Source organism: Tabrizicola sp. (assembly GCF_051645465.1).
Lineage (GTDB): Bacteria > Pseudomonadota > Alphaproteobacteria > Rhodobacterales > Rhodobacteraceae > Tabrizicola.
This window is the reverse complement of record NZ_JBOFBI010000071.1, coordinates 1-9,213: the sequence shown is the minus strand read 5'-3', so window position 1 is coordinate 9,213 and position 9,213 is coordinate 1. Positions and strand designations below refer to the sequence as shown.

The 9,213-nt window shown below is 67.5% G+C and carries 5 protein-coding genes and 2 pseudogenes; all 7 read left to right on the top strand.

Translation table 11 applies throughout. From position 1 onward, the window contains the following. Positions 1 to 251: pseudogene (locus ACRCSW_RS04165) on the top strand (aminoglycoside phosphotransferase); the annotation flags it as partial. Continuing rightward, on the top strand, positions 227 to 931 hold the full coding sequence (locus ACRCSW_RS04160) for a nucleotidyltransferase family protein (protein ID WP_438702840.1): 705 nt from the start codon (positions 227 to 229) through the stop codon (positions 929 to 931). The pseudogene ACRCSW_RS04165 and the gene ACRCSW_RS04160, both read left to right, overlap by 25 nt. Further along, positions 924 to 3,824, top strand: coding sequence for a double-strand break repair protein AddB (gene addB, locus ACRCSW_RS04155; protein ID WP_438702838.1), 2,901 nt, complete (start codon positions 924 to 926; stop codon positions 3,822 to 3,824). Before ACRCSW_RS04160 ends, addB begins: the two co-directional genes overlap by 8 nt. Further along, positions 3,821 to 7,141: a double-strand break repair helicase AddA gene (gene addA / locus ACRCSW_RS04150; protein WP_438702837.1), complete on the top strand. Its 3,321-nt coding sequence runs from the start codon at positions 3,821 to 3,823 to the stop codon at positions 7,139 to 7,141. The genes addB and addA overlap by 4 nt, the downstream gene beginning before the upstream one ends. A gap of 59 nt (positions 7,142 to 7,200) precedes the next feature. Then, positions 7,201 to 7,527 (top strand): thioredoxin, encoded by a 327-nt coding sequence (trxA, locus tag ACRCSW_RS04145; RefSeq protein ID WP_438702835.1) that lies wholly within the window; start codon positions 7,201 to 7,203, stop codon positions 7,525 to 7,527. Between the two features lie 270 nt (positions 7,528 to 7,797). Then, a complete protein-coding gene (locus tag ACRCSW_RS04140) occupies positions 7,798 to 8,757 on the top strand; it encodes an NAD(P)H-binding protein (RefSeq protein WP_438702833.1) in 960 nt (319 codons plus the stop codon). 182 nt (positions 8,758 to 8,939) lie between these two features. Further along, a pseudogene (locus tag ACRCSW_RS04135) lies at positions 8,940 to 9,213 on the top strand (polyribonucleotide nucleotidyltransferase); the annotation flags it as partial.

Genomic DNA, 9,213 nt, shown 5'->3' with positions numbered 1-9,213 from the left:
CCGCCCATTACGCCACGCTTGGAGCACAACGGGCGCTGCGCATTCTGGGCGTCTTCTCTAGGCTCTGCCTCGTCGCCGGGAAACCGCAGTACCTCCGCCTGATCCCCCGCGTCTGGGGCAAGCTGCAGCGGAACCTCGCCCATCCGGCTCTGAACGACCTGCGTGCCGTCTGCGACACGCTTCTGCCCCAACCCACCCCCGCCCTCCAGGAAAAAATAGAACGCCAATGCCCACCTACCCCTTCCCGCTGATGGTCTTCGCCGCAGGCTTCGGCACCAGGATGGGAGCGCTGACCGCCGACCGACCGAAGCCGCTGATCCCCGTCGCCGGCCGCGCGCTGATCGACCATGCCCTCGGGGTCGCCGAAGCTGCGGCTGCCGACCGCGTGGTGGTCAACACGCACTACCGGGCCGACCAGATGGCAGCCCACCTGGCAGGGCGCGGCGTGACCATCAGCCACGAGCGGGATCGTATCCTCGAAACTGGCGGTGGGCTGAAGGCCGCGCTCCCGCTTCTGGGCGAAGGCCCGGTCGCCGTTCTGAACAGCGACGGCATCTGGACCGGCGCAAACCCCCTTCTGGAGCTTGCTGCCCATTGGGACGGGACCAGGATGGAGGCGCTCCTCCTCCTTCTACCGCTCGACCGGACGCTCGCCCACGGCCCGAAGGGCGACTTCCGGCTTGATACCGAAGGCCGGATTTCGCGGGGGACAGGCGGCGAGGACCAGGTCTACATCGGGGCACAGATCATCCACCCGGCCCGGGTGGCGGCCACCCCGCTGGACGTGTTCTCGTTCAACCACAGCTGGAACGAGATGATCGCGGCGGGCACTGCCTACGGTCTGGTGCATGACGGCGGCTGGTGCGACGTGGGCCAACCCGAAGGGATTGCCGAGGCGGAACGGCTCCTCCAGCATGCCCAGCATGGCTGACCCGATCCTGAACCTCTTCGCCCTGCCGCCCGGCGTGGACTTCCCGTCCGAACTGGTGGCCGGGCTTCTGGACCGGATGTCGGACAAGCCGCCCGAAGCGCTGGCGCGGGTCACGCTGATCGTGAACACCCAGCGCATGCGCCGCCGGGTCATCGAATGCCTCCAAGCCCAGGGCCCCCGGCTTCTGCCGCGCCTCCTTCTGGTGACCGAGGTGGCGGCGCTGTCGAACGCCCCGCTTCCCACGCCGATCTCGCCCCTCCGCCGACGGTTGGAGCTTTCGGTGCTGCTGGACCGGCTTCTCGCGACAGGCACCACCCAGTTCCCCCGCGCAGCGCTCTACGATCTGGCCGACAGCCTTGCCGCCCTGATGGAGGAAATGCAGGGCGAGGGCGTCCTACCCGAACGGATCGCGGCGCTGGATGTCGCGAACCACTCGGCGCACTGGGCGCGAACCCAGGCGTTTCTCGGCATCGTCGCCGAGGCTATCGGCGGTGGTCCATCTGACGCCGAGGCGCTTCTACGGCAGGTGGTCACCGATCTGGCCGTTGACTGGGCTACGAAACCGCCCGGCGATCCCGTGATCCTCGCGGGCTCTACCGGCTCTCGCGGCACGACCGCACTTCTGATGCAGGCGGTGGCCCGGCTACCCGGCGGCGCCGTGATCCTGCCCGGTTTCGACTTTGACCAGCCCAAGGCGGTCTGGGACAGCATGAACGACGCGCTGACCGCCGAGGATCATCCGCAATACCGCTTCCGGCGGCTGATGGAGGGGCTTCAGTGCGGCCCCGACGCCGTGCAACGCTGGACAACGACCGAACCCCCTGAACCGGGCCGAAACCGGCTGATCTCGCTCTCGCTTCGCCCCGCGCCGATCACCGACCACTGGCTGACCGAGGGGCCTGACCTGCCCGACCTGCCGCCGGTGACAAAGGGCCTGACCCTGATCGAAGCCCCCGGCGAGCGGGCCGAGGCGCTGGCGATCGCGCTGATCCTGCGGCAGTCGGCCGAGGACGGCACGAAGACTGCTCTCATCTCGCCCGACCGGAACCTGACGCGCCGGGTGACAGCGGCGCTGGACCGCTGGGGCATCCGGCCCGACGACTCCGCCGGCCGGCCGCTGGCACTTTCCGCGCCGGGGCGGCTGATGCGGCAGGTGGCGGCGCTGTTCGGGCAGAGACTGACGGGTGACGCGCTGCTGGCGCTGCTGAAACATCCGCTGGCCTTCTCCGGCCCCGGCAGAGGCCCGCACCTGATCCTGACGCGCGAGTTCGAGCTTAACCTCCGCCGCAATGGCCCTGCCTTCCCCACGGCAGAGGCTCTGCGGCACTGGGCCGAAGCTTCCGGCATCGACCGTGCCGAGGATTGGGCGCGGATCGTGGGTGCAACGCTCTGCGGGCATGAGACCACCTCCCGGATGCCCCTTCAGGCCTTTGTCACTCGACACCTCGACATCACCGAAACCCTGACCAGAGGATTTGCAGAAACCGGCTCCGGCGAGTTCTGGGAGAAGGAAGCAGGAAAGAAAGCCCTCGAAGCCCTCACTGACCTCCAGCGCGAGGCAGACGCCGGGGGCGATATGACCCCCGCCGATTACTCCGCCCTGTTCCACGGCCTCCTCCAGCGCTACGAGGTCCGCGAAACCGAAACCGTCCACCCCAACATCATGATCTGGGGCACGCTCGAATCCCGCGTGCAGGGGGCTGATCTGGTGATCCTGGGCGGGCTCAACGACGGCATCTGGCCTGCACAGACCCCGCCCGATCCCTGGCTGAACCGCGCGATGCGCAAGGCGGCGGAGCTGCTGCTGCCCGAACGCCGGATCGGCCTTTCGGCGCATGACTACCAGCAGGCCGTGGCCGCGAAAGAGGTGATCCTCACCCGCGCCAAGCGGGGGGCCGAGGCGGAAACGGTGCCCTCGCGCTGGCTGAACCGGCTGGTGAACCTGATGGAGGGCCTGCCCGCCCGGCAGGGCCCGGAGGCATTGGCGGCCATGCGACAACGCGGCGACCATTGGCTGCACATGGCCCAGGCCTTCGACCGCGCGCCCGAGGTCGAAGCCGCCAAGCGCCCTTCGCCCCGCCCGCCGGTCACGGCCCGGCCCAAACGCCTCTCGGTGACCGAGATCAAGACGCTGATCCGCGACCCTTTCGCGATCTACGCGCGGCATGTTCTGAAGCTGAAGCCCCTCGACCCCCTCCGCCCCGAGGCCGACCCCCGCCTCCGCGGCAACGTCCTGCACGAGATCCTGGAGATCTACCTGCGCCACGGTGGTGGCGGGCGCGATGCGCTGATGGCGATCACCGATGCCGTCCTTGCCGAGCGTGTCGCCTGGCCCCTTGCCCGCACGATCTGGCGGACCCGTATCGCGAAGGCGGCGGATGCCTTCCTCGACTTCTCCAATTCGACCGGCGGCACCCCTGTGCTGCTGGAGGAAAAGGGCGCCGTCCGGCTTCCCGGCCTCGACTTCACCCTGACCGGCAAGCCCGACCGCATCGACCGCCTGGAAGACGGGCGCCTTCTGCTCATCGACTACAAGACCGGCGACCCGCCGTCGAAGGATCAGCAGAAGCACTTCGACAAGCAGCTCCTGCTGCTCGCAGCCATGGCCGAAGACGGCGGGTTCAAGGCGCTTGGCCCCGAAGAGGTCGCGCGGGTGATCTATGTCGGCCTGAAGGCCGAGCTGAAGACGGTGCCGATTGACCTTCAGCCCGGCGAAGTGGCCGAGGTCTGGGCCGAGTTCGCCAAACTGATCGGCAGCTACGCCCGCCCAAGCCAGGGATACACGGCAAGGCGGGCGCTGGAGTCGACAAGGGACACCACGGACTTCGATCACCTCTCGCGCTTCGGCGAATGGGACCTGACCGACGACCCCACCCCGCAGGACGTCGCATGACCCCCGCTGCCGCCCGCCAGATCGCCGCCGCGAACCCCGCCCGCAACACCTGGCTTTCGGCCAACGCGGGCTCGGGCAAGACGCGGGTGCTGACCGACCGCGTGGCGCGGCTTTTGCTGAACGGGGTCGAGCCCCAGCACATCCTCTGCCTCACCTACACCAAGGCCGCCGCGTCCGAGATGCAGAACCGCCTGTTCCGCCGCCTCGGCGAATGGGCGATGAAGCCGGACGCCAACCTGCGCGACGCGCTCCAAGAGCTGGGCGAGGAGGAACTGACCGCCCAGCGCCTCTCCCGCGCCCGCCAGCTTTTCGCCCGTGCCATCGAAACACCCGGCGGTCTGCGCATCCAGACGATCCACAGCTTCTGCGGCAGCCTCCTCCGCCGCTTCCCGCTTGAGGCAGGCGTGCCCCCCGGTTTCGCCGAGATGGACGACCGCGCGGCCAAGCTGATGCGGGCCGAGATCGTCGAGGAACTGGCCGACGGCCCCTCCGCTGGCGTGGTCCGCCGACTGGCCGAGGTCCAGAACGGCGAGGATTTCGGCAAGCTCGTCGAACAGATCTCCAGCCAGCGCGCGGGCTTTGCCAAACCCGTCGGGGCCGCCGACATTTGGCCGCTCTACGACCTTCCGCTGGGCTTCACGCAAGGCGATATCCTGGCGGACGTCTTCTTCGGCGACGAAGCGCGCTGGATGTCGGGCGTGGTCGATGTCCTGGCAGGCGGCAGCGTCACCGACGCCAAGGCCGCCACCGCTCTCCGTCCGCTTGACTTCACCGCTCCCGCCTCCTCGACCCTGACTATCCTGGAAGACTGGCTCCTGACCAAAGACGGCGGCAAAGACCCCGCAACCCACTTCACCGCGAAGATCGGCTCTTTCCCGACCAAAGACACCCGCCCCCGCCTCGGCGACCTCATCGACCCCCTCAACAACCTGATGGCCCGCGTCGAAGCTGCCCGCGCCAAACGCATCGCCCTCGCTGCCGCCGAAAAGACCCTGGCCCTCCACGACTTCGCCGCCGCCTTCCTGCCCGAATACGCTGCCCGCAAGTCCGCAAAGGGCCTTCTGGACTTCGACGACCTCATCACCCGCGCCAAGGGGCTTCTGACCGATCCCTCGCTCGCCGCATGGGTCCTTTACCGGCTTGACGGCGGCATCGACCATATCCTTGTCGACGAAGCCCAGGACACGAGCCCCGAGCAATGGGAGCTGATCGAAGCCCTCGCCGCCGAGCTTATTGCAGGCGAAGGCGCCAACATCCGCCCCCGCACGCTTTTCGTCGTGGGCGACAAGAAGCAGTCGATCTACTCCTTCCAGGGCGCCGATGTCGCGGCCTTCGACCGGATGCGCGGCCATTTCGGCGCGCGGCTCGCCAGCGGAGCAACCCTTGTCGAAAGCGCGCTGGAACATTCCTTCCGCTCCTCCCCGGCGATCCTGTCGGTGGTGGACCATACCTTCCGCGCCACCGATCCGACCGCGCTCGGCGGCGCTTCGCATCATGAGGCGTTCAACACGGGCCTTCCCGGCCGGGTCGACATCTGGCCGGTGATCGAGAAGGCCGAAAAGGACGACCCCGCCCCTTGGTACGACCCGGTCGACGCCCCCCATGCCGAAGACCCCCAGGTCGCCCTGGCCAGACGCATCGCAGAATGGATCCGCGACCGGGTCGAAGGCGGCGAGCAGATCCCGCAGCCCCCCCGCCACGGCGGACCAACCGAGCGGCCCATCCGCTACGGCGATTTCCTGATCCTGGTCCAGCGCCGGTCCGACCTTTTCCACGAAACGATCCGGGCCTGCAAAGCCCTTGGCCTGCCCATCGCCGGCGCCGACCGGCTGAAGCTGGGGGGTGAGCTTGCCGTCAAGGACCTCTCCGCCCTCCTCGCCTTCCTCGACACGCCCGAGGATGACCTTTCACTCGCCGCCGTCCTCCGCTCGCCCCTCTGCGGCTGGTCCGAGGCCGATCTCTTCCGCTTGGCCCACCCCCGCAAGGGCTATCTCTGGGAGGCGCTACGCGACCACAACAGCCACCCCGAGACCAACGACTTCCTTAATGACATGCGCGGCCAAGCCGATTTCCTCCGACCCTACGACCTGATCGAACGGGTCCTCCACCGCCACGACGGGCGCCGGAAACTGATCGGGCGGCTGGGGGCCGAGGCCGAGGACGGCATCGACGAACTCCTCAGCCAGGCCCTGGCCTTCGAGGCCTCCGAAGTGCCAAGCCTGACCGGCTTCCTCGCCTGGATGGAAACCGACGACATCGAGGTGAAGCGCCAGCTGGACGGCGAAGGCGACCGTATCCGGGTGATGACCGTCCACGGCGCCAAGGGGCTGGAGGCGGACATCGTGATCCTGCCCGACACCTGCGACCGCACGCACAAGGACGGTGGCGAGATCTACCGCCTGCCCGACGGCCCCCCCGTCTGGAAAGTCGCGAAAGAGGAAAGCCCCCCGCTGATCGCAACTGAACGCGCCGCCCGCCGGACCCGCGAAGCCGCCGAACGCCTGCGCCTTCTCTACGTCGCCATGACCCGCGCGCGCTCATGGCTCGTCGTCGCCGGGGCGGGCAAGACGACGCAAGACGATTGCTGGCACAACCTCATCCGCGCCGGGGTCGAAGCGGCGGGGGCTGACCATCTGACCGCAGGCGCCCTGCGTCACAGCTTCGGCGACTGGCCTCTCCCCGTTGCAGGCACGCCGCCCGTGACGGTGGACGTCCCCTTGCCGCCCTGCGCTTCCCAACCAGCCCCCGAAGCCCCGCGCACCGTCCAGGTCCTATCACCCTCCGATCTCGGCGGAGCCAAGGCGCTTCCCGGCGAAGCCGAGGCGGAGGCCAAAGAACGCGGCACGGCCGTGCATGTTCTGCTTGAGCGCCTCCCAGGAGCATTGCCTGCGCTCTGGCCCGAGCTTGCGGCCTCGTTCATCCCCGACCCAGCCTTCCTGCCCGACGCCTTGGCCGAGGCGCGACGCGTTCTTGAAGACCCGACCCTCGCACCCCTCTTCGCCCCGGACACACTCGCCGAAGCCGCAGTCACCGCCCTTTGGGGTGATCGCATCCTGGCAGGCAAGATAGACCGCCTGATCATCGACCCCGACCGCATCCTGATCATCGACTACAAGTCCAACACCGTCGTCCCCGACCGGCCCGAAGCCGTGCCCGAAGGCATCCTCCGCCAGCTTGGCGCCTATGCCCATATCCTGTCCCAGATCTACCCCGACCGCCGGATCGAGACCGCCATCCTCTGGACCAGGACCCCCCACCTGATGCCCATCGATCCCGACATCGTGAGGCAGGCCTTCCTCCGCACCACGATCCCTTGACGTTCGAGGTCCGGCTCCATACCTTCAATGCCTGACAAATCCCCTCAGGAGACAGGATCATGGGCGCTGCCACCGTCGCCGTTACTGACGCCACTTTCGACACCGAAGTCCGCAAGTCGACCATCCCGGTCGTCGTGGATTTCTGGGCCGAATGGTGCGGCCCCTGCCGTCAGATCGGCCCGGCGCTTGAGGAGCTTGCCACGCAATACGCAGGCAAGGTCAAGATCGTGAAGGTAAACGTCGACGAAAACCCCGACAGCCCCGCTGTCCTGGGTGTGCGCGGCATCCCGTCGCTTTTCATGTTCAAGGACGGCCAGGTCGTCTCGAACAAGGTCGGCGCCGCCCCGAAAGCCGCGCTGGAAAACTGGATCAAGTCGGCGATCTGACGGCCTTTTCGGTATCACCGCCCGGTCGCACCAGCTGCGACCGGGCTTTTTCATGCGCCAACAGCGGCCAGCGAATGCCTGGTGATTGATCTGTTCCGGATGCCAGACCACGTCTGGACCCGTCCGAACCGCTCCTCGAGCACTTCGTGCACTCCTCGCTGTGGCCCTCCGACGAGTGCACGAAGTGCTCGAGGAGGTTGCGATGGGAAACCTGCGAAGCGCCTTCCCGATCACGTTCCGTCCGATTCGATCTTGATCTAGACTGACGGCATGACCTCGCTTGATGTCCTTCTCCTTGGCGGTACCGGCACCATCGGTTGCGCCACGGCGCATGCTCTTCAAGCCGCGGGGCATCGGGTCACCGCATTGGTTCGGCCCTCCGCGAATGTCGGGCTCCTCCCCGGATGCACCGTAATCCCGGGCGAGGTGACCGACCAAAAGGCCTTGGAAGCCGCCTTCGCGAGCACCCGCTTCGATGCCGTTGTCTCCTGCCTCGCCAGCCGCACCGGCGCGCCCTCCGATGCCTGGGCCGTCGACCATGGCGCTAACAGCGCTGCCCTGAAAGCCGCAGTGCAGAGCGGCACCAGCCACTTCGTCCTCCTCTCAGCAATCTGCGTCCAGAAACCACGCCTCGCCTTCCAGCACGCGAAACTCGCCTTCGAGGCCGAACTTCAGGCCGCCCCGCTAAACTGGACCATCGTCCGCCCCACCGCCTATTTCAAATCACTCTCCGGCCAGGTCGCCCGCGTCCAAAAGGGCCGCCCGTTCCTCGTCTTCGGCAACGGCCGCCTCACCGCCTGCAAGCCCATTTCGGACGACGACCTCGGCCGCTTCCTCACCCTCTGCCTCACCGACCCCGACAAACGGAACCGCATCCTTCCCATCGGCGGCCCCGGCCCCGCCATCACCCCGATGGATCAGGTCGCGATGCTGGAACGCCTCACCGGCCACCCCGTCCGCGTCAAACGCGTGCCCCTCGCCCTCATGTCCGGGATCATCGCCACGCTCTCCACCCTCGGCCGCCTCTCCCCCCGCCTTGCCGCCAAAGCCGAGCTCGCCCGCATCGGGCGCTACTACGCCACCGAATCCATGCTGGCATGGGACCCGGAAGCCAACCGATACGACGCCGATGCCACCCCCGAATTCGGCACCGACCGCCTCGAAGACCACTACGCCGCCCTCCTCTGCGGCGAGGTCCAAGACGACCGCGGCGCACACGCCGTTTTCTGACCGGGTCGACCGGCAGCAACGTCCCCGCTTTCCATCTGACACGAATTCCTGTATGGCCCCCGCCATCTGAGACGTGAGGCCAGCCCCCGGGGCCCGTGCGAAGGATCGGGGGATAGGCGGCAATGGGGCCGCCAGATGTTCGAGGGCACCGGCAGGGGCCGGGTCCTCAGAGGAAACGATACATGTTCAATGTGACGAAAAAATCCATCCAGTGGGGCAGCGAGACGCTGACACTGGAAACGGGGAAAGTTGCGCGTCAGGCCGATGGGTCGGTGATCGCGACGCTGGGCGAAACCCAGGTGATGGCCAACGTGACTTTCGCGAAATCCGCGAAGCCGGGCCAGGACTTCTTCCCCCTGACGGTCCACTACCAAGAGAAATACTACGCCGCCGGCAAAGTGCCTGGCGGCTTTTTCAAGCGTGAAGCGCGGCCTTCCGAAAAGGAAACGCTGACCT